16 protein-coding genes and 1 tRNA gene are annotated in these 22,905 nt (G+C 38.4%); 3 read left to right on the forward strand and 14 right to left on the reverse strand.

Features of this window, described 5'->3' with window-relative positions:
• Positions 1-43 precede the first annotated feature (43 nt).
• From ACFIK6_RS04625 to ACFIK6_RS04680, 12 genes are all read right to left on the reverse strand, one after another.
• Positions 44-181 (reverse strand): hypothetical protein, encoded by a 138-nt coding sequence (locus ACFIK6_RS04625; protein WP_375677418.1) that lies wholly within the window; start codon positions 179-181, stop codon positions 44-46.
• A complete protein-coding gene (locus ACFIK6_RS04630; RefSeq protein ID WP_375641913.1) occupies positions 156-326 on the reverse strand; it encodes a hypothetical protein in 171 nt (56 codons plus the stop codon). Before ACFIK6_RS04630 ends, ACFIK6_RS04625 begins: the two co-directional genes overlap by 26 nt.
• Before the next feature lie 348 nt (positions 327-674).
• Positions 675-2,018 carry an MATE family efflux transporter gene (locus ACFIK6_RS04635; RefSeq protein ID WP_375641912.1) on the reverse strand — a complete coding sequence of 448 codons (1,344 nt, stop codon included), beginning with the start codon at positions 2,016-2,018 and terminating at the stop codon, positions 675-677.
• A gap of 462 nt (positions 2,019-2,480) precedes the next feature.
• Complete coding sequence (locus ACFIK6_RS04640; RefSeq protein WP_375641911.1) at positions 2,481-5,687, reverse strand: DEAD/DEAH box helicase family protein; 3,207 nt, start codon at positions 5,685-5,687, stop codon at positions 2,481-2,483.
• Between the two features lie 28 nt (positions 5,688-5,715).
• Positions 5,716-7,653, reverse strand: coding sequence for a site-specific DNA-methyltransferase (locus ACFIK6_RS04645; RefSeq protein ID WP_375677419.1), 1,938 nt, complete (start codon positions 7,651-7,653; stop codon positions 5,716-5,718).
• A gap of 1,122 nt (positions 7,654-8,775) precedes the next feature.
• The gene (locus ACFIK6_RS04650; protein ID WP_155915008.1) at positions 8,776-8,913 is read right to left on the reverse strand and encodes a hypothetical protein; all 138 of its coding nucleotides are present in this window, start codon (positions 8,911-8,913) and stop codon (positions 8,776-8,778) included.
• Between the two features lie 303 nt (positions 8,914-9,216).
• The gene (locus ACFIK6_RS04655; RefSeq protein WP_375656518.1) at positions 9,217-9,576 is read right to left on the reverse strand and encodes a hypothetical protein; all 360 of its coding nucleotides are present in this window, start codon (positions 9,574-9,576) and stop codon (positions 9,217-9,219) included.
• Between the two features lie 146 nt (positions 9,577-9,722).
• Positions 9,723-10,280: a hypothetical protein gene (locus ACFIK6_RS04660; RefSeq protein ID WP_375656517.1), complete on the reverse strand. Its 558-nt coding sequence runs from the start codon at positions 10,278-10,280 to the stop codon at positions 9,723-9,725.
• Positions 10,268-11,065: a beta-hydroxyacyl-ACP dehydratase gene (locus ACFIK6_RS04665; protein ID WP_375656516.1), complete on the reverse strand. Its 798-nt coding sequence runs from the start codon at positions 11,063-11,065 to the stop codon at positions 10,268-10,270. The genes ACFIK6_RS04660 and ACFIK6_RS04665 overlap by 13 nt, the downstream gene beginning before the upstream one ends.
• Positions 11,066-11,093: 28 nt before the next feature.
• On the reverse strand, positions 11,094-11,357 hold the full coding sequence (locus tag ACFIK6_RS04670) for a hypothetical protein (protein WP_375656515.1): 264 nt from the start codon (positions 11,355-11,357) through the stop codon (positions 11,094-11,096).
• 186 nt (positions 11,358-11,543) lie between these two features.
• Positions 11,544-11,620 (reverse strand) — tRNA-His (locus ACFIK6_RS04675).
• Between the two features lie 140 nt (positions 11,621-11,760).
• Positions 11,761-12,843 carry a quinone-dependent dihydroorotate dehydrogenase gene (locus ACFIK6_RS04680; RefSeq protein WP_375656514.1) on the reverse strand — a complete coding sequence of 361 codons (1,083 nt, stop codon included), beginning with the start codon at positions 12,841-12,843 and terminating at the stop codon, positions 11,761-11,763.
• Between the two features lie 1,310 nt (positions 12,844-14,153).
• On the opposite strand from ACFIK6_RS04680, the gene mscL reads away from it, so the two are divergent.
• Positions 14,154-14,561, forward strand: coding sequence for a large conductance mechanosensitive channel protein MscL (gene mscL, locus ACFIK6_RS04685; protein WP_375677420.1), 408 nt, complete (start codon positions 14,154-14,156; stop codon positions 14,559-14,561).
• Positions 14,562-14,579: 18 nt separating this feature from the next.
• Here the strand turns inward: mscL and ACFIK6_RS04690 are convergent, their stop codons facing one another.
• Both ACFIK6_RS04690 and ACFIK6_RS04695 read right to left on the reverse strand, forming a co-directional pair.
• The gene (locus tag ACFIK6_RS04690; RefSeq protein WP_375677421.1) at positions 14,580-16,283 is read right to left on the reverse strand and encodes an ATP-binding protein; all 1,704 of its coding nucleotides are present in this window, start codon (positions 16,281-16,283) and stop codon (positions 14,580-14,582) included.
• Positions 16,284-17,443: 1,160 nt separating this feature from the next.
• Entirely contained in the window at positions 17,444-20,020 is a 2,577-nt protein-coding gene (locus ACFIK6_RS04695; protein ID WP_375641902.1) for a DNA translocase FtsK, read from the reverse strand.
• Positions 20,021-20,410: 390 nt separating this feature from the next.
• Here ACFIK6_RS04695 and ACFIK6_RS04700 point away from each other — a divergent pair, with 390 nt between their 5' ends.
• Complete coding sequence (locus ACFIK6_RS04700) at positions 20,411-21,841, forward strand: aldehyde dehydrogenase family protein (RefSeq protein ID WP_375641901.1); 1,431 nt, start codon at positions 20,411-20,413, stop codon at positions 21,839-21,841.
• Between the two features lie 29 nt (positions 21,842-21,870).
• Positions 21,871-22,875, forward strand: coding sequence for an RluA family pseudouridine synthase (locus ACFIK6_RS04705; RefSeq protein ID WP_375641900.1), 1,005 nt, complete (start codon positions 21,871-21,873; stop codon positions 22,873-22,875).
• Positions 22,876-22,905: the final 30 nt, after the last annotated feature.

Genomic DNA, 22,905 nt, shown 5'->3' on the forward strand with positions numbered 1-22,905 from the left:
CGCTCTCACGCTCTAATACCGCCCAATCTGGTGTAAGAGCCAATTAGCGTTGCAATTTTAAAACTCCTTGGCAATTAAAAAATAATCTTATATCAGGATCATTATCGAGATTTTGCGCAAACTCTTTCTCAATACGGCTCTCACAAATCACATGATCATAAACATTTTTCTTGTTGACCACCGCCAGCCATTGGTTGCCTTTTACGACCTAATTTTACAGATGCGGAATCAATCTTATTACGATGCGCACATCCAGAGATTATTTTATCCTCTGCATTAGAGCCAACAACACAAACACCCCACGGTAGTTTCGGTAATAAATCCAACCGCTCACTCAACCTACACGAAAATGCATGTGCAGGCGAATGCCCCCATAATATGCAATATTTCAAGCACGTCCATAGTGGTACCCATTTTAAAAATTGTGCCTATGGCTTATAATAATCTCCAAAATACACATTTAGCTCTCGTCTGAAATAACTCAATTTTGGATTGATGAGAACGAAAGCGCGCTGCGATAATCACATCGTCCAGCCCTAATGACCAACACATTTCATCAGCAAGATATGTGCAGCGAGCTTATGCATCTTCGCTGCTAAGTCTCCATGTATGGACTTCATCCTCAAAATCATCTTTAGCCGAAGCAACTTGACATTGCTGTGCTTTTATAACACTCACTCCGCCCCAAACATAGGGTTGCGTTTTATTAAATAACCGACACGCATATAATTAAAGATAGAAACGATTAAACTTGCAGCAATCATGCCAAGCCAATAACCCATAAAACCATATTCAAAAAAATGTGCCATGAACGCGCCCCCAAATAAGCCTACCCCCCAATAGCTTATTATTACAACAATAGTTGGCCAAAATGTATCAAGCAAGCCAACAAGTATGCCATTGAGCATAGCTCCTAACGTGCCAAAAGTAAAAGACAATAAGACGAATGGTAGCAACTCCCAAGAAAAAACAACAACGCGGTCTGAAGAAATATCAAAGATGGTCGTAAGAATGAATTCATAAGAAAAATAAACAACCCCTGATAAAAACAAAACATAAGCGACAGCAAAAACTGTGACACTCATACGCAGCTGTTTTAGAGCCATATGATTCCCATCTGCTCTATACCACGCTGCTATTGTTGCGGCTGCGCTGGAAATCCCTAACGCCACCACAGAAATAAGCATATCGAGACGCATACCTATCGTATGAGCAGCCAAAGCTTGGACCCCATAAGCCGTAATTATGAAGGCAATGACAAAAGGAAAGCCCTCCGCAATAAGAATACGTATACCAATGGGGAACCCTACGCGCAGCAATTTTATTATTCGTGAAATCTCTAACTTTGGTCTCAAATAATTCAAGTGAAAGGAATGAAAAGCAGAATTGCGAGATAGAATTATTGCTACTGCCATAACAATCAAAATACGGATCAAACTGCTCGCAATTCCAGCACCAAAGACACCGAAGCCGCTTGCAGGACCTATACCAAAAATAAGCAGCCAAGAGATGAGAAAATTTACAGGAATAGCGGCAAGCATAATCCAAGTTAAGGGCTTTGGATGACCAATTGCTGACAGTAATCCACGGCTATTCACATAAAGATAAAAAAACACCACTCCTATCGCAGCGCCCCTGTTATATTCCTGCGCTATATGAGCAATTGCCTCATTTTGGCCGAGAAGACATAAAATATTCCTCGTATTGAGTAAAATGATTGCACTTATTATTCCAATCAAAAGGGAAAGCCATATTCCTTGATCAAACCATGCCTTCAATGCATCTCTATCTTGTTTGCGAAAACTTTCCGCAAGTTTTGGTGCAACTGCGGTAATAATCCCTAGTCCCAACAACATAACAAAACTAAATATACTCAGAGCTAACATTGTACCACTCAAGGCTTGGATGCCTAAATGCGCTACAAGCGCTGCATCTATAAAGGAAATCATCATCTGAGAGATAAACCCAACAGCCAGTGGCATGCCAAGAAGGAGTAATTGCTTCATCACAACAAACATTGAGAAATCCCCTTCCCTATTGAAGGGCGTATTAAGCTCGGATCTTTTAAACAAAACACATTGATTTTTTCCGTAAAGTTTTTCCATCGCAAGTCTTGCGTAAAGGATGCATAATGAAAACTCATTAAGCTAAGAGGAGATGCCCAGTTCTTAAAGGAGAAGCGCAATGCGCCTTTATTGGTTTTTTGGACTTCATGCCATGCATTTTTGTACAACATTATGCTCCCAAGCACCGCATCATAAATATCATGCCAAGTCTCAACCAGAAGGGGGCTGATTTCTGACGCGTCAGACAACAAAGCTTAGGTAATTGCAACTTCCATAAACACTCTCCACGAATATTAATCTATCTTATTGTTGCTTTAAAAATAGATCCTATTAAGTCCTTCACACTTTTAAATTCGTAAAATTTATTTCAAAAAAATATAACGCATTAGCCACAGACCACTTATTCTCCCCACTTCATTCCGCGGCAACGAGTTCAGTACTTTTGGCGCCCCTGCCACCCCCGTCCGTCGCCGACACCCCACGCTTATATTCACGCCAACTTGTCACCGGCTGGTCATTAAACTCAACGCCGGTTTGTAGCGCATCAAAATGCGCTTTTCCGCATTTAATCTTCATCATTTCTTTAAGACGTAGATTAAACTCACTATTTGATCCTTTTGTTTCCAGCACGAAGTAAAGCTTTTGTTCGCCCTCACGCTCTAAAAAGACCGCCCAATCAGGTGTATAAGAACCAATGGGAGTAGCTATTTTAAAACTTCTTGGCAATTTAAAAAACAACCTGACTTCAGGATCATTGTCGAGACTTTGCGCAAACTCTTTCTCCACACTACTTTCATAAACCACATGGTCATACACACTCTTCTCACTCACCACAGCTGTGCGCTCTAAATTCGCCACAAGTTCTTCGCTGGTAAAAAACTCTTGTACACTATATTCTCGCCCTACCAACTTTAAATATTTAATGCCATCAACTATAAGATTAACGTGGGTTTTATTGAGTATTTCTTCTATGCGCTCTAAAAAAGCTTGTGGATTTTTCACAAACTCATGCTCACGACCACTCTTTGTCAAAATACCAATAATTGTCTTTGCGGTTAATTTCAGCTTTAAGGTCAAATAATGTACAATGTTCGGCAGTGTACACGAGATATAATTAAGTGCACTCTGCTTTAATAACTGCTCTTCATAGGCCACACCGGTGCTATCCAGTTCTATTTCTGCTGTCTGATAAACCAAATGCGCAGGTGCAACTGGCGCCATTTTTTTTACTGCATCCACTGCTTTGGCGACAAACTCTGTGCGATCAAGCTTTGCACGATAAGTGGTCTTTTTATTGATCTTCTCCCATAAGGACAAAAACTCGGGCGAAGCCACTGTTTGCTTTTTAAGCTTAACCCGCACCTCGCGCGCAGCATTACGAATAATCGGCATGGCTTGGATCGCCTCTAGCGCCTGCATCACAGCCCGCTTTTGCCCTTTACTAAAACGTTCACTTAAATCCAATGTCCCCGCTGCCCATTGCGCTTTTAATGTATCTGTAATTTTTCCTTCTGATGTAAGCAAGGCTTTTTCACGCAACTCAGCCAATACATCAGCAGCCTCTTGCGAAGACATAAACTTTCTTTCCGTCACAGCTGTCACATACGTCAGATCTTGCAGCGTCTCAACATTAATAAGTACGCCCGCATCAATTTTTTTCACAATTTCTTGACGCAATTCGTGTGGCATTTCCTCCGCCCCGATAACTTCAAATTCATTCGCTACCAAATCTTGATTTGCTTTAACCATACCCGCCTCGTCAATCAAATCTTTTGCAACAAGCGTTTTAATAATTTTTTGTGCTTGTGACACTTCCACTTTAGCGGCTACATATTTTACATCTTCATAAACACAGCCAACCAACTTCTCCATCTGCAATGTACCAAATTTATAACCAATATCCGCCTCTAATTCTTTTTGCAATGTACTCACAAACTCAGCAAAGCTTTCATTCACCATAACATGCAGCACATTTATATCTTTATCTTCTACGCGCGCTCCTTGTTGATTGACGCAAAGGCGCAAACCGCGACCAATCTTTTGCCGTGCAGTAAAATTCGATTTTTGCTCGATCAACATACACACTTGAAACACATTCGGATTATCCCAGCCTTCTCTTAATGCCGAATGCGAAAAGATAAAACGCAAGGGGCATGCAAAAGATAATAACCACTCCTTATCACGCATAATCGTGTTATAAGTGTCATCATCGGCTTGACTGTCACCCTTTGTATTCTTATAGACACCCTTCTTGTCTTGCGAGAAATAACCGCCATGCACGTTTCGAACATTTTGCGCAAACTTAGTCCGCAAGGGTGCATATTTCTCTTTCGCCCACAACTCTTCATAACATTCTTCAAACATACGCTCATAAAGCGCTAGCTCTTCATCATTGCTACGATATTTAGCCACTTCATCAATAAAAAACAGTGACAAAACTTTGATCCCTAAAGGTACAAGCCGCAATTCCTTATCTAAATGTGTTTCTATAGTGCGATAAATTTGCGCGCGTTTAAGCTCTATTGTATTCACATCACCAAGCGCGTGACCAAATTTGACGACTTTGGTATCAGAAAACTCAACTGCTTCATCCCCCGCCATGCAATTGATACCCGAAACAATATAGCCCTTATAAAGCTCACGCCCACCTGTAACGCGATACAGATCATCGCCTTGCCTCACTGTAACCGTTTTACGGCTAACAGTGCCATTCTTTCCCGCAATATCCAACTCTAAGCGCGCCTTAAAGCCATGTTCGCGTGATACGGCTTTCAAAGCAATATAGGGACGATTAAAATCTTTCTCTATCTGATTAGAAGAGACACAAATTTGCTTTACCAGTCCTTTTTGATAAGCATCAACAGGTGTTAAACGATATAAAAGATTAATCTCATTTTTATGCGTGGCACTATAGCGGAAAACACAAAGCGGATTAAGGCTCGCAATAGCCTCCTTTGCTTTTGCTGTATTATCCACCGATTGCGGTTCATCTATGATCACAATCGGATTTGTGTCTTGGATATAGCGCATAGCACTTTCGCCATTCAGTCTATCTTGCGGAAGGTTGATAATATTTTCTGCTTTTTTAAATGCATCAATATTGATAATCATAATTTCAATATTGGTAGAGCTTGCAAATTGGCGAATTTGCGAAAGATCTTTTGAATTATAAATAAAATAACGATAGGGCAGATTATCAAACTCTGCTTGAAAATGTTCCCTCGTTACCTGAAGTGATTTATATACCCCTTCGCGAATAGCAACACTTGGTACGACAATAATAAATTTGGTAAAGCCATAGCGTTGATTTAACTCAAAAATCGTCTTGCTATAGACATAAGTTTTGCCTGTTCCCGTTTCCATCTCAATAGAAAACTGCTTTTGCTCTAGCGTCTCACTTACCAAGAGTTTATTGTTCTGTTGCACCTCTCGTAAATTTGCTAATATGCTTTCATCACTGATCAATAATTGATTACCATAACCAAATTCATTTAACGCTAATTGTCCTTGTTCTGAATGCAAAGAAAAAGAAGAATCCCGTCGTGGTTGGCCTTTAAACAAATCAATGACGCTTTTAACCGCATCATTTTGAAATTCTTGTTGTTTAAATTTAAGTTTCATATTGCCGCCACAATCGTCTCTCTATAGTTTAAATTTTATCAAAACTTACTTCATTGTCTTTAAAGATAAAGTTGCAATTAATAAGCGCCTCGTCACTTTTAAAGGCCGCATCAAGCGCTACGATTTTTACGGGCAAATACTTTATCATCTCTTCCGCATCTTCGGGTTCAAAGGGTGGGTCTATGGCTATAATCACCAAGACATTGCCTTCGCTCTCGCCTATATAATAAAAATTTTTGCCATTGATTGATAAAGGATAAATTTTTAAATCCAGTGGCCAACCATATTTAAGTATGATCTCGAAGATAATATCTTGATGAGAGCGCTCGGGATTCACCCCCTGCAAAATATGACCCAAACGCATTTGCAATTGTTCTTTAACATCAAGTGCATTCGAATCAATCGGGCTATCGTCCCATATGGAAAAGTTGGAACTATCGAGCTCTAGCACGCGAAATCCGGTGTCTAGAGGCTGCTCGCGTGTGAGTTCTGCTTCATGCTTTTGCTTGATTTGTGCACCAGCGCGACGAATACGTTCGCTACCTATATCGCAGATAGTTTTATAACCAGCCTTATAGGCTTCGCTCTTTTCATCACATAATTCAGGCAATTGCACCATGATGAATTTGCGATTACCACCATCTTCGGCATTCAAAGCCATCACTGCATGCGCTGTTGTACTAGAGCCCGCGAAAAAATCGAGAATGATGTCGTTGTCACTGGTGCAAATGTGCTTTATTAAATACTCAAGCAGCGCAGTAGGCTTTGGATACTCCAACAATTTCGCACCCAACAACTGAATCAATTCCGAAGAGCCTTTTTTGGTACTCCCAATCTCCAGAGGCAGCACTGTTTTCGGATGAACCGTACCTCTTTCTTTTTCATAGCAAACACGACCTTGCGCATTAAAATAAAATCGAGTGACTCTTTGTCCCTTACTATCAAAAGTTTCTTTTCCGCCCAGCCATGACATAAGCTGGTTCTTCATAGCCCACCCTGCTTTAATCGTTACATCTTCCGCTAATAAGCCATTCTCAAAGCGCAATTTACCTGCAACAACATATTGCTTCTCTAAGCCCCCCAACTCATCAGGAAACTCTGCATCTGTTCCTTCAAATTGAATGCTTCCTTTAGGAAACAATACTTCACTCGCTGGATTTGCAGCTGAGATTTTTTTTACTGCCCTATCACTGATAACTCCACCGTCTAAATCTTTAAAATAATTTAAGGCTGTCTTATATTTTGCGTAAACAAGAATATATTCATGCGACCGCGTGAAATGCCCTGCTTGCGTTCCGCTAGACAAACTCCACACCAATTGCGCGACAAAATTCTCCTCGCCAAACACTTCATCACAGAGCTTACGCAAATTATGCACTTCATGATCATCAATCGAGATAAAAATCACCCCATCGTCACGCAATAAAGTCTGTGCCAAACGCAAGCGCGGATAGATCATATTGAGCCACGCCGTGTGAAACCGCCCCATTGTCTCAGGGTTCGATTTTGTCGTTTGGCTCGTCACTTCCTTATAGCGTGCTAACGGGTCTTTAAAATCATCACAATAGATAAAATCATTCCCCGTATTATAGGGCGGATCTATATAGATCATCTTCACTTGACCAAAATAAGACCGCTGGATAAGCTTTAAAACTTCAAGATTATCGCCCTTAATATAAAGATTATGTGTATTATCGAAGTTTACGCTCTCCTCGCGCTTCGGGCGCAAAGTCGCAAGTGAAGGCTTTTGCGCAAGCTTTAAACTTGCCCCCTTGCCCTTCCATTCAAATTTGAACTTCTCAAAATCATTATCGATATATTCGCCGCATAGATTCAATAACTGATCTATGTCCAACTTTCCCTCAGTAAAACATTGTGGAAAGACTGCTTTTAACTTTTCTATGTCTGGATTAACAGGGCTTTGACTCATGCCCTCTATTTTATCTTCACCCGCTATTATACTCATCTTTGCGCTTCTCTGTTACACTTAGTATAAAATGTCTATGAATATTTCTTTTCTACGTCGCGATTCCTTTTATCCTATTTATTTCTGTATCCTCTGCAAATTTACTTGCACGAAAAGTTCGTATAAGCTGTTCTCTTTATTTTTTAAAGTTTCTTGTGCTTGTTTTATTTCTTTTTGCTTACGCAAGTCAGCTAAATCAATTCGCATTACCACATTTTGATCATTTTGCTTTTCTTTGATTTGCTTTGCAAGAGCAATGATTTCGCAACTCTAAGTTGGGTACACTGTTTTGCATAATAACGACAGTGATTTTCTATTTCTTCTTGTGCACTAATTAGGCACTTACAAATATTATCAGCAAGCTTATCAATTGGTACAAGTCCATCCAAAAACGTCTATCTTTTGGCATTGACATATTTCTAACAAATAGAAGACCTGTATCTCCAATTTGACGACATATCACCACGGGTAAATTTAAAATTGCTTCACATGTGGCATAACCAAACACAATCTAGAAAAAAACTCAATAATAACGGTGTCTGCCAACTATATGCCCAAGCTTGTTGCCGCTATCAGCCTACCGCGCGTCCAAGCTTGCGGATTTGCATCTTATCTCCCACTATAAGGTGCGCTTGCACACCCAAAACGAGTAATTTTATCCTATTGAAAATAAATCATAAATTTAGCAGAAACCTTCTTAGACGAAATCTCAGCTAAAATGAAACGGTTTGGATATTTTTAATAAAAAGAGAAAAAATTCACCCTCTCAAGGTCACTACTACATTACCGCTCGTACGTAAAAAGACCGAAAAGCGCAGATTTCTTAAGGGCAAAAAATAAGAGAAATGAGAATAGTTGTATAAAGACAAATGGTACGGCACGCGATACATCAGTGCTAACGTTCTCTTAAAAAACACACAGATAATTAATCAGCTTCAAAAAACAACCTTACCAATGAAGTACTAGCTAGAGGGTTGCATGCACAACGCAATAATGGCACACTGATTCCCACAAGCGTGCTTCACATATTGCACGCATAGCCTGTACAGAGTCTACCGCTCCTAAATACTCAAACGTAAAAACGTAATGCTACTGGATCGTATAGTGACCGCAGTTGCACCCTTAAACACCGGTTCCTCCCCATATCATAATGCTTGACAAAAGCATCATGCCATCATAGCAACGGCTTTGCGTAGGGGTTCCACAACATAGTTCTACAAATTGTTGACGCATTGCCAAGCTAACAGTTTTCTTGCCCACCTACGCCAATGAGACCATCACTATCCTCTTTTTTGAATCGTAAAACAAAATGATTAGCATGAGCGATAAACCATCTGCTCAAAATCAAGCTAGCTTAAACTCATAGCATTCTAAACCTTTAGGCTCACTCTGCCCCCAAGGGGGGTATAGTCAGATATATCACTTCCGTCACGTATTCACGCGTTGGGATAAAAAATCTGAAACTATGAGGTAACGCTGCATTTGTATGCAGCGTTGTTGTTAGGTATAAGCTTCTATTGAGATAGTTCTAATGGGAAGCACCCACAGCTAATGGTATAAGGATTAATTTCGATTCTTTCGAAATGCTATATATAAATTTAATGTGCCGCCCCAAAACACACCATCAGTGAACCCACTTAAAAGACCAAAAAGAAGGTTAAAATCAAATACATATTTCAAATCAGGTTCAATATTGAGAAAAACAATCAATATGAATTTGATGACAAAAGCGATAAGAATAAATATCAGCGTCAACGGCGTACCATGCCGAATAATTAAATCCGTTCCCTCTTTGATTTTTAAACGCGGAGTGGCACGCCAGAGCAACCAGCCAACGCCAAAGCCGATCATCAGCCCTGCCAACATTGCGATTGCTCCCCAGCGTGGGAAAGCCAGCTGGTTAATCACATCGCTTGCGCCCAAAAAAAAGAAAGATTAACGGCAAGAGAAAAAGGCGGTAAACCTTCGTTTCCCTATCTTTCAATGCGATTATTCCCCTCGCGATGAGAAAAATAAGCAAAATCCAGGCCCATAAAGGGGTTCCAGTCAGAATGTTAAACAATGACATATTATGCTCCATGATGTTTGATGCGATAAAAATATTGCATGATGTTAGGAAGATATTTAGAAAAAAGAATACCAGCACAAATTAAACCCATAGTGACCAACCAAAGCTGGGGGAGCCATGCAAAAAAAGCCACTAGAAGACCATTGGCAAAAAAAATGATTACCCAAATCCATGTAATATATTTATTGATGAGATAAAATAGGATATGTTTGCGTTTTTCTTCAGAAACACCAGCAGGAGCATAAAAAATGGTAAAGGGTTTCTTTACCAGCAAGCTCATCAATGAAACCAGAGCAAGTGACAGATAGCAAAAAACTGTGGGGTAGTTCAGCAAAAGTGTAGACCATCCAGCGAAATAATTAACAAACAGGACAACAACTGTCAGAATGTTCGTAATCATCACGGGTTCTCCCTGTCGGATAATTTTAATATTCAGAGCAATAATGAACAATAAAAGCACAGTTAAGATGAGAGAGCGTTCGACCAGAGTTAAAACGTTTCCATTGATAACCCAGGAGTAAATACTCCACGGAATAAAAGAGATTATTATGTTAAACATGGCGCATCCTCCTTTTTATATTTGATAGAAAACTTACCGCAAGTGCTTCGTTTTTTAGTTTCCGTATGAATATAAAAAACGCCACCCGGTTCATACTCTGTATCCTGTTTAATGGTCAACTGATAGGTATCTCCCGGATAAACTGCTTCAATGAACTTTACTTTTTTCAGCGCAACAGATGCGATATTTTTCGCCCTACCCTGCATGGACAAAGCCAGAACCATCTCAATCAATAGTGAACCAGGGCATACGGCGCGGGAGGGGAAATGTTCCTCAAAAAGCGGGTGATGAGCATTAAAGGAAAAAGTACAAGAATCTCCGGTTACGGAGGAAATCTTACATAAATCGCCTAGTAATGGAAGAGCGACTTTCTCAGAACACGAGCTAAGGAAGCAGACCTTACTGACCATGATGATTGCCTGCGCAATAACGGCCCTGTCATTGCCGTATAGGCTGGCCTTACAGTGAATACGGTAGGCCTCATTAATGCGTTCAATATGTCCTTCAACGCATAACCGATCGCTATCAAAATGAGTGGTAGAGAAAAACTGTTCAACCATAACAGGGAGATAGCGATAAGTGAGATCCGAGTTTTTAGCCACCATGGTGGCGAATCGAACTGAAAACTGATGCAAGGCTTCGAGTAACAAGCCCTGTTTCAAATAGTTATGGGCTAAATTCCAGTGAGAAATATCGATTTGCCCGCAAGCACGCATCGGTGTGGTTAAGGTGATACTCTGACATATACCCAAGAAATTTGGCTCGGTGCGATGCTTTATAGCCATAATTGGGGGACCTTTTTATATTTTTTTCTTAAATCCTTTGATGATAAACCAAAGGAATGAGCACTAAACCGCGCTTGATAGTGCGCGAAAAGTATCGGCATACGACAAACGAAAAAGCCAACAATCCCAGCTCAGGAGAAGCCCAATGTTTGCTCATGATGCTTGCAATTAGAAAATCGACATTGGGTTGCAGTCCTGTATTGTCCGAAATAGATCGCGCAAGCGAACTGAAGGGGCGCATAGGCACCTGAAAGCGTGAAAAAAAGAAATAAACCCTGACATCCCGTTGCATAATCGGGTGACCAAACCCTAGCCAAGGTTTGTCTTTGCAATAATGCGTTACCGCCGCCTCAAGATGCCCGACTTCAACCTCATGGAGGACACTAGAAAGTCGCATGATAGCATATTTGTAGGCTCCTATATGCGCGGGACCAGTAGCACAAAACCCACCGATTAGTGCAAGAAATAACGTCGCTCTTGGTACGGTTGGTGGGATTTGAACCTACGACCTCTGGTGCCACAAACCAGCGCTCTAACCAACTGAGCTACAACCGCATAAAAGAAAATGTATCATAACTGTTCACGATTTCGTAAACATTTATTCTCATGCTTATGTGACATAAGGAAAATCAACAAAGTTTGCAAGCCCCTTTAAAAAAATCTCGCAATTTTTTGTGAAGAAAAAAGCGTTTTTTTTACAAAGAAAATTTTGCCCAATGCTCAAGACTATGATCACGATAGTCTTTTATGTTATCAACACCGTCTTGTTGCATCATCTGCAAAATCTCTTTCAGAATAGTTATGACAAGATTTGGACCTTCATAAACCATCCCACTATATAATTGAATTAAATCTGCGCCAGCTTTTACTTTTTCCAAAGCGGTTTGTGCGTCCTTTACACCGCCAACACCAATAATGGCAATCTCCTTCCCTAATTTTTGACGCATTTTTGCAAGCACAATGGTAGAGCGCTCAAAAAGTGGACATCCAGAAAGCCCCCCCTCTTCATTACTGAGGTGACTATTGCTGAGACCTTGGCGTGAAAGAGTTGTATTCGAAACAATCAGTCCATTAAAATCAGAAAGTTTTATTTCTTCAGCAACATCATCTAATTCTTTCTCTGATAAATCGGGAGCAATTTTTAAAAAAATGGGAATGGAGAATCCATGCTTGTTCTCTTGCTCTTTTCGCACTTGCGAAATTGCATTCAACAAAAGATGCAAACTGTCACGGGCCTGTAAATCACGTAAACCTGGTGTATTAGGAGAAGAAATATTAACTGTAAAATAATCAGCAACATCATAAAAATGAGCAATACCAACAGTATAATCATCAATCTTATCGACCGTATCCTTATTGGCTCCAATGTTGACTCCTACAACACCCGTTTTTTTACACGCACGCAATCTATTGTAAACAACTTGATGTCCATCATTATTAAAGCCCATTCTATTAATAATCGCTTCATCTTCTTTTAAACGAAAAAGCCGTGGTTTAGGATTTCCAATCTGAGGCTTTGGTGTCACTGTCCCAATTTCAGTAAAACCAAATCCTAAACGAAAAATACCATCCACAACCTCTGCATTTTTATCAAACCCCGCTGCAAGACCAATAAAATTTTCAAACTCAAGCCCAGCAACAGTTACACACAAACGTTTATCGATAACCTTTTGACAGCCATTTAACCCACTTTTCAGCCCGAGAATCGCTAAACAATGTGCTTGCTCTGGATCCAACAAAAATAAAGCAGAACGGCCAATACAACGAAAAAAACTCATCAATCCTTCTCCACAACATAAAAATGATCCATCGCACCTCACCTCTATCTTTTAACACAAAAGATCACTAATCAAAGAGAGCATATTATCCAAATAATATTCCCCTTCTAGAAGAAAACTCATCATATAATAGCCATACATGTTTATATTGATGTACACTGTGCAAAAGACTTTTTATTCTCAAAAAATGTTTCTCTTTTTCGACATTTTTCAAAGATTAAAATGTGAATCCTAATCTTATAAAATGCAGCATGAATTGAAACATCAATGGCTCTTCATCAAAGCCATGATTTTGTGACGTCTCATGTAAGCGAGCGAAGAATTCTCTTAAAAATGCACGCAAATTATCCCTATTACCAAAGTTCCTTTGTATAATATTGTTGCCAATAGAAACAGAGCTTGCTCTATAAAGCTATTTTTTTCCAGCATTTATAGAATACATGGTTCATAAAATCATCTAAATTCATAGCCATTTATTAGCAACAGTATATTCAATCGTTTGTACTCTATTGACAAAATTTTGAAGAATCTGCGTTGTTTTCTTTGCCATTTCTGATGCGCTAAATATAATTTTGCATCTATAAGTGCTCTGTCTAACATATAGTTTAAGTAATGACAGTTGATCATTGAACCCGCACCTATTATACCAACGACTTCCAAACAAAAATGATCTTGCAAACCCTAAAGCTCTGCTATTTATAAACTGATACAATCTTCCAGCAGATGAAATGTGTTTCTTCCATCGGAATTATCGCCATTTTAGCTCATGAAACCCAGTAAAAATAGCTTTTAGATAAGCCATAATACCCTCCTAATTGCTATTATCGCTTACTGAATTAAGAGGAATAAATTATAAGTTTTACTCCTGCTTCATCTATCTATTTCTTCCATCAGTGCTTATATTTTTTATTCCTAAATTCTCTTTTTATGACAAAATGTTATGCCAATATATGTACTTCATTTGAGAAGCTTTCTGATAGCTCAGTTTCCAACACTGCTCATTTTGTGGTATTGTGTAAAAATCTCTCTTTTTAATGTTAACATAAAAATATTGAGGCAATTATACAATTTAAGCTACAGTTGCCTACTTTCTGTTGAAAAATATAGTTTTTATCAAAAAAGCTTTTCTCTCAGAAAGGTTCTATGTACATTCAAATAGAGCCCTAAAATTCTTTATTAAACCTTATAAAGTTCTTTGAAAATAAGATTAATATTGTAATATAATCCTAAAAATAAAATCTGCCCTTTCCTTTTTCATCAAAAGCGGTAAGTAAATTACCGTATATCGCTTATATAAAGGGGAAAACGCAATGCTTAAAGAATTCAAAGAATTTGCCCTAAAAGGTAATATGATTGATCTTGCTATCGGTGTGATTATAGGGGGCGCTTTTGGTAGCTTGGTCAACTCAATTGTCAATGATATTTTTATGCCAATCATTGGACTGATTACAGGTGGAATTGATTTTTCTAATATGTTTATTCAACTTGCTGGCGAAAAACAAGCAACATTGAGTGCAGCCAAAGCAGTTGGAGCAACCATTAGCTATGGACACTTTATTACTTTACTTATCAATTTTCTCATTATTGCTTGGGTTCTTTTTTTATTCGTTAAAGCTATGAATAAAATCCGTAGAAAAGAAGAAGAAAGCCCCAAAAAAACGTCTTCAGAAGAACAACTTTTAACAGAAATTAGAGATCTTTTGGCTAAGAAAAAATAATTTTATGCAAGATTTACATCATGGAACACGAGGAAAAAACATTTCCACAGTTGTTCCATGATTGGGTTTTGAGAATAATAAAAATTGTCCCCCACTTTCTTCTACCATTGCTTTACACATTGGGAGGCCTAAACCTGTTCCTATAAAAGCGCTATCACCAGATCGGCCATCTTTGCGCTCTACTTGACCATAAGGTTGCAGTGCCTTTATAATTTCTTCTTCGTTCATCCCTATACCATTATCACTCACTGAAATTTTTACACGTTCTTTTCTATAAGAAACGTGAACAATAATCTGTCCACCCAAAGGTGTAAAACGAATAGCATTAGAAAGAAGATTCCATATAATCTGGCGAAACACTTGTTGTGATACAGGAATAAATGGAACATGAGGTGGAGCAACAATACGCATGATAATGCCGTTCTGATTGGCTTGAGTTTCAAGAAAAGCTATCGTCGCACGTAAACAAGATATCACATCAAATGTTTCAGAAATAAGGGAAGAATCAATCTGATTATTGGAACCAGAATAATTTATCTTCGAGCACTCTAGTAATTGATTAATCAGCAATAATATATGTTTTCCAGAGGAAATAATATCGCGTAAATATCCATGATAACGCTCATTTTCTATCGAACCAAAGCGGCCTTCTCTCATAATTTCTGCAAAACCAATAAGAGCATTCAAAGGTGTTCGTATTTCATGAACAACCCCAACAATTTTATCCTCTTCTGCTTTTTTTTCTTCTGATGGAACTGTTTGTGTCCTATTACGCAACATAACAGCATAATTGCCTTGCTGTGCCAAAAATACAATCGTTATCAAAACGGTTATATTTTTATGATTTTTCGTCATTAAATCAGCTGTTTCTCTGCGATTTAAAACCTGATTTTTCCCTTCCATACGGATTGATTTAAAATATTTTTCAACCAAAAGTCGGCTTTGTAAAGTAAATAATGAAGAGAGTGGCTGTCCTCGTAGTTCATTTATTTCATAACCCATTAATGCTAAAGCTGCTCTACTTGCTGATTCAATAAAGCCCTCTTCATCCAACCATAAAACACCATCTGTTGCTGTATCCAACAATGATAAAACTGCAGCGGGCTCTTTTACGAGAGCTTGTTCTATAGCATTTACCGGCAATATTTGTGCATATGGTAACTGAATAGCAGTTTCTTCAACTAAATTTTCTTCTTTTACCGATGAATTCAATTCATCACGCAATTGCTCTGCAATTTCATAGAAAGCTGAACGTTCTATCTCCGTAAGACATGGCATTTCCGTTTCCAGCTTTTCGTCTCTTTTTTCTTGGACTTTTCGTATTTTTAAAACGCCAAAGCCACGAAACCCCTTAAGCTGCTTTTTAACATCAAAAATTGGCAAAGCCGACAATTCAACATCAAGCCATTGTAAGCAACCATCAACAGGCCATTGAACAATCTCTTTACTCCAAGGCATAGCCGCTTCAATGAAACGACTGAGAACCAGATATCGATCATCATTAAATTTATGAGCAAGCTCATGAAAACTACATCCTAAAATAGAGGAAGAGAGAGGACCAACAACTTCAGCTAGCTCTTTTGAGACTTCACAAAATAAACCATTGTGATCGATTTCCCACGTAAAAGGCCGTGGCAAAAGCTCTGGCGTAAAACGAAAAGCTTCTTGCTGACATTTTAATTCATTTGTATTTAACTTTAACTCATCTGCTTTTAATGGCATAACTAAAACTAAAAAAGTGTTGGATTTACTCTCAAATGAATAATGCTAATTTGTTTACAATTATCTATTCTGGTTAAAATAACTCTATAACTCATATCAATTGTCTGTAGCAAAATTTTGACTGTTTCATCAACAAAACAAGAATTAAAAGAAACTTCCAACTCTTGTTTCTTATTCACGCATTATTGTAATAAATCTTGTTACAATAATGGTAACATTTCCCTCGCATAAATAGTACTCAAAAAGAATACACTTATTTTACGCATTCATGCTCCTGTTTAAAAAAGATATCTCCCAAGATCCCCAAGCTTATTTTACGACGGAATCCGTAAATGGTGCAATGTAAAGGTCCCCATAGAGGATATCAAGGCATTGTGCATTACCATTTTTATGCTTATAAAAGAGCTGGTTAGCACCATCATTATACTAATTTCAGCCCCTAATGTTGCCAATAGTTTTTGGCATTTGAAGGCGTTCATAAGCAGCATTTTTATTTTTTAAACTTTTTTACCCCTAGATTATTATGATACGCAAGAAAATAGTTTTAATTGTTTCAACAGAAACAGATTTGAAATGAGAAAATCTTACAATGTTTGAGACTTTTATTCACTGTGAATAATGATAAATTACTATAAATCAATATACTGTATTATAAAAATAGAAATTTCTTTTTCAAATAAAGCTTCTCGTAAGAACACCTTTCTTGAGCCAATAATATCAAATGATAATAAATTCAGCGTAGCGCTTTAAAGTACCCAATGCAACAGAACTTGCATATTAGGTACTTTTTTATGATGCTCTCAATAATCTCCCAAAGATCTTTCTTTCATTAGAATGGCTATAGAAGAGAAAACAAAAAAATATACCACTTCATTATTTAACCAAAGAATTTTTCTGCAATCAGAAAAGAGAATACAAATCATCTATTCTCATATAAAGATTTGTTTAATTTCTTTATATTCCAGATCATCTAGAAATGTTAAAAATATTTCCCCTTTTGGTATCAGCTTGTTTACCTCATCAGCAGTCTTAATACAAAAGATCGCTTTTGCTTTGTTACTCTCCATTAAATTTTTTAATATTATATAAAAAAATAAAACAAGCACATTTAAGTCATGACTGTCAGATATTTAAAAAATCGCACATTTTAATGTGCTTTTTTATTTTCCTTCATTGAGTAAAATTTCACGTTTTCCAACATGATTAGCGGCTCCAACAATGCCTTTTTCTTCCATCCGCTCAACAAGAGAAGCTGCTTTATTATAGCCGATAGAAAGTCGGCGCTGAATATAAGATGTTGAACATTTTTTATCACGCATAACAATCTTTACAGCTTGATTATAAAGCTCCTCTCCCTCTTCATCAAAATTTTCTTCCTCAGAAACTTCAACCGTTGAATCCGCAGAAGCATCCTCTTTGTTATCGTCTTCATTATCCGTGACGGTTGCTAAATAATCGGGTTTTCCTTGCAGTTTAAGATGTGCAACAATGGATTCAACTTCTTCATCAGAGACAAAAGGTCCATGAACGCGTACAATACGCCCCCCACCTGCCATATGAAGCATATCTCCTTGACCTAAAAGCGTTTCAGCACCTTGTTCACCCAAGATCGTGCGACTATCAATTTTTGAGGTCACTTGAAAAGAAATGCGGGTAGGAAAGTTCGCTTTAATTGTCCCTGTGATAACATCAACAGAAGGACGCTGCGTTGCCATAATAAGATGAATACCTGCCGCACGCGCCATTTGTGCTAAGCGCTGAATGGCATTCTCTATTTCTTTCCCTGCCACCATCATGAGATCAGCCATCTCATCAACAATCACAACAATATAAGGAAGCTGCGTAAGATCCATGGCTTCTTCATGATAAAGCATTTCTCCTGTTTCCTTATCAAAACCAGACTGAACAGTACACATGATCGTTTCGCCTTTTTGAGCCGCAAGTGCAACGCGTGCATTAAAACCATCAATATTACGTACCCCTAACTTAGCCATTTTGCGATAACGCTCTTCCATTTCACGAACCGCCCATTTTAAAGCTGTTACCGCTTTTTTAGGATCTGTTACAACAGGTGTTAAAAGATGTGGAATGCCATCATAAACAGAGAGCTCTAGCATTTTAGGATCAACCATGATCAAACGACACTGTTGTGGTGTCATGCGATAAAGAATTGACAAAATCATTGTATTAATTGCTACGGATTTGCCTGATCCTGTTGTTCCTGCAACCAACAAATGAGGCATTTTTGCTAATTCTGCAATGACGGGTTCACCATTAATCCCTTTCCCCAAAGCAAGAGCAAGTTTAAATTCACTTTCACGAAAAGAACGTGTTTGAATTAATTCCCTTAAATAAACGGTTTCACGAACCGTATTGGGTAACTCAATCCCAATAACATTCCGTCCAGGAATGACAGCAACGCGTGTAGAAATAGCAGACATAGAACGTGCAATATCATCAGAAAGATTAATAACGCGCGATGACTTTACACCCGCAGCAGGCTCAAATTCATACATTGTAACCACTGGCCCTGGATGTACATGGATAATTTCACCCTTAATGCCAAAATCTTCCAAAACACTTTCCAAAAGCCCTGCACCGCGTTCTAATGTTTCTTGAGGAATCATCGTGCCTTCATGAAAAACAGGTTCCTGTAATAAATTGATCGGAGGAAACTCATAAACATCACTGTCAATAGATTGAATATTTTGCATAAAAGCAGAATCATAATTGCTTAATGGTACGCGGGTAGATTGCAATATTTTCGTTTTACCATTTGCTCGCATAACAGACAAATCTTTTGAATTCGGTGTGACAGCGTTTGTTGTGCAATCGACAATATTATTGTTTTTTTTCGTCTCTATACTAGCCCCAGAATCGCTTAGTACCTCAATATCGTTTAACGCTCTTGTATCACTTAACGTATGAGCGGAATCTTCAACAGAAAGCTTAGAATGATATTCTTTGGTAATATCACTATTCGTATGCATTAAATCAGAAATTTGCTCAACGCCTCGCATCCTTTCCGCTGGAGATTCTGATGTAATTGAATCATAGAGTTGTGGAAAGCGGTATTCGAGAACACGGTAAAGAGCAGTTATTGACTCATCAAAGGCTGTGGGAATATCAGGTGTAATTTCATTTGTCGTGTCAATCGATGTTCTATCTTCTTTTGATATTTGAGTATCCATATGTTCAAATATCAAAGATCCGCATTCAAAAAATGCATCATCGGAAAGATGCCAAGCAGGATTCATTTTTTGTAGCACATTTTCTACTTGTAATTTATGCTCTTGTTTATCCTCCTCAAGTGAGATATTTGCTGACGGCATACAAGTAGCTTGTCGTGACAACTGCTTCAAAACTGTTGAATGACAAACCGGCGTTTTATTTTCTATTGATTGAGGATTAATGACTTTTTTCGTCGATGGAACGTTTGGTGTTTTCTTGTTACAACGTACAATATCTGTATCTGTAATTTTTTTTTGATCTTGCTTCGTAAAAATTTTAAACTGTTTTGCAAATACTGGATCTGTTTCTATACGACGACGCAAAATCTCAACTTCTGGGGTTCGCGTGAAACGGACATTCTTTCCGAGGGTAAATGCCTTTTTCCACACTTCCGGATAAGGAAATATCTCAGTAATCTTAATAGATAAATCTTCTCTTGATGCACCTTTCGTACTATCATCAGAAAAAGAGGACGTAGAAATAGATTTTGTTTTCGAATTTTGCATGGCACCCAACAAATTTATAGCAATGAGAAAAATAACCTTTTCAAAAAGAATTCGTAGAAACTATCATACGAAGGTTAATAACCTTTTGCTGATGGTTACGTTTTAATGAAAAAATAATGCCATAATGCATATTCATAATCTCCCTTCTGCATATTGACGATATAAACTGTCTATACCTCTCTTTCTCTCCCATTTCATAAAAGCAGTTAGTCCCAATAATACAAATGGGGTATATAAGCATTGCTCTATTGAATTCTCCATGCTCAATTATCATGATACAATCTAATTTCTCGCATTTTTATAAGATTACCCTTGTTATCCTCGTTTAAAACGGCTTAGACTAAGATAATCATAATTAAACAAACACAAATAGAAAAAAGGGAATGAATTATGTTTAATAAACGGAAATTTTATATCAATGGTCTATGGGATAACCCAAGCACTCCTCACGATTTTGACGTTATTAATCCATCAACAGAAGAGGCTTGTGCTGTCATTAGCCTTGGAAGTACAAAAGATGCCGATAAAGCGATTAACGCGGCTAAAGAAGCATTTCAAAAATGGAAAACAACGTCACCAAGTGAGCGTCTTGGATTTGTTGAAAAAATTCTAGAGATCTACGAAAAACGTTCTAAAGACATGGCAAAAACCATTTCAATGGAAATGGGAGCACCGATTGATATGGCGCTTAATGCCCAAACTGCAACCGGCAGTTCCCATATTCGCAATTTTATCGAAGCTTATAAAGAATTTTCATTCCAAGAAACTTTAATAAAGGGAAATGAGCAAGCAATCCTTCACTACGATCCTATCGGCGTGGTAGGATTAATTACGCCATGGAATTGGCCTATGAATCAAGTAACTCTTAAAGTTATCCCTGCTCTCTTGGCTGGCTGTACCATGGTGTTAAAGCCCTCTGAAATTGCGCCTCTTTCTGCTATGCTTTTTGCTGAATTTTTAGATGAAGCCGCGCTCCCTGCCGGTGTTTTTAATTTAATCAATGGTGATGGTGCAACTGTCGGCTCTTACCTCTCAGCACATCCAGATCTAGAAATGATTAGCTTTACTGGTTCAACTAGAGCAGGAAAAGATATTTCTAAAAATGCTAGCGCTACTTTAAAAAGAGTCTGTCTGGAACTTGGGGGAAAAGGAGCGAATATTATCTTTGCTGATGCAGACACAGATGCTATTCAACGTGGCGTGCGACATTGCTTTTATAATAGTGGACAAAGTTGTAATGCACCAACTCGTATGCTTGTGGAACAGAGCATCTATGACAAAGCCGTACAAATAGCCAAAGATATTGCAGAAACAACAAAAGTAGGACCAAACTGCCAAGAAGGAAATCATATTGGACCCGTCGTTTCAAAAAAACAATATGACAAAATTCAAGATCTTATCCAATCGGGAATTGATGAAGGTGCAACTCTTGTTGCAGGCGGGACTGGTTTACCAAAAGGAATGGAACGCGGTTATTATGTCCGTCCAACAGTCTTTGCTGATGTAAAACCTCATATGCGTATTTTTAAAGAAGAAATCTTTGGTCCAGTTCTCTCGATTCTTTCTTTTAGCACAGAAGAAGAAGCCGTCGCTTTAGCGAATGACACTGAGTATGGTCTTACAAACTATATTCAATCGCAAGATCGCAACAAATGTCGTCGTATTGCGGCACAAGTACGCTCTGGTATGGTAGAAGTTAATGGACGTGGGTTACCCTGTGGAAGCTACTTTGGAGGTGTAAAGTTTTCTGGGCGCGCCCGTGAAGGAGGACATTGGGGAATTAAAGAATTTCTCGATAGTAAAGCAATTTCGTACTGGTAAAATCTTATTAAAAACTTAATAGGAATCGTATGGTAATACAGAAAATAACGGATGAAGGTGCTCTTGGGCAACGTCTTGATCAGTGGCTCGCAAAACAATATCATAATGTGTTATCACGTTCGCGTTTGCAAACCCTCATCCGTGAAGGCTATCTTAAAATTGATAGTCAATTCATAAAGGAACCAAAAACAAAATTAAAACCTAACCAAATAATTGAATTGGCAATGCCTGACCTTCGTGATGCAGAACCTAGTGCTGAAGCTATTGCATTGGACATTCTTTTTGAAGATGATCATATCATTGTTATTAACAAACCAGCTGGTCTTGTTGTTCATCCTGGCAATGGCAATTGGACCGGTACGTTGGTCAATGCCCTTATTTACCACTGTGGTAATAGTTTATCTGGTATAGGTGGTGTTAAACGCCCTGGCATTGTCCATCGTCTCGACAAAAATACAAGTGGTGTTATGGTTGTTGCAAAAAATGATTTGGCTCATAAAAGCCTCAGTGCTCAATTTTCTGATCATGGACGTACCTGTGCATTAGACCGACGCTACCATGCCTTGATTTGGGGGACACCTCACCGCAATGTTTGGACAATTGATGCATCACTTGGCCGTTCGCCCCATAACCGAACCAAGCAAGCTGTTATCCATAACCAAAACCCTTATGCTCGTCATGCTGTTACACATTTTTCTTTGCTAGAAAAATATGACTCTCATGCAGATTCAACATCTTTTGCTAGCCTTCTGGAATGTCGCTTGGAAACTGGACGCACCCATCAAATCCGTGTTCATATGGCTCATATTGGGCATCCACTCATAGGCGATACAGTTTATGGAAACGCTTTTAAAACAAAATCAAACACATTTAACCCCACTATTAGAAATGCAATCGATCAATTCAACCGACAGGCACTCCATGCTGCAAGTCTTACTTTTGAACATCCTTCTACCGGTAAAGTTATGTCATTTTCCGCACCACTGCCTCAAGATATGGCTAAACTTATTAAGCTTTTTAAAAAAATGAATTGAAACTTTTCTCCTTCTCAAGATTTCAAGAAT

Origin of the sequence: Bartonella sp. AS69XJJH, from assembly GCF_042195585.1 — a bacterium.
GTDB lineage: Bacteria > Pseudomonadota > Alphaproteobacteria > Rhizobiales > Rhizobiaceae > Bartonella.